At 52.7% G+C, this 383-nt stretch carries 1 protein-coding gene; it reads right to left on the bottom strand.

The features are described 5' to 3' along the window. Positions 1–20: 20 nt before the first annotated feature. The coding region (gene hisH / locus ACYP03_RS24555) for an imidazole glycerol phosphate synthase subunit HisH (RefSeq protein ID WP_459782457.1) at positions 21–383 on the bottom strand (363 nt) is incomplete at its 5' end.

The raw sequence follows: 383 nt of genomic DNA, 5'->3' as shown, positions 1-383 counted from the left end.
CATAACCAGTCCTTGTCGTCCTACATATCGAGAAAGTTTTGAATCAGTTGCGCACCGGCTTTACCGGAGCGTTCAGGGTGGAACTGAACCCCGTAGTAATTGCCGCTTTGCACTGCTGCAGTAAAGGGCTGGCCGTATTCACAGCTGGCTATCGTTCTGCCTTGCTCGGTGTTAAACGCTGGCATGGCGTAACTGTGGACGAAATAAAAATAGCTGCCAGCAGGAATGCCTTTGAACAGGGGGTGACCCTCTTCCGGGGTAATGGTATTCCATCCCATGTGCGGTAAGGGCAGTTCACCTGTGCGCATTTTCTGCACCGGAGCCGGACAGAGTTTCAGGCACGGCACTTGTTCCGTACCATTCTGGCCTTGCTCTTCTGAGTA

The organism is Photobacterium sp. R1 (genome assembly GCF_054600795.1).
This window is presented reverse-complemented; position numbering and strand designations above follow the sequence as displayed.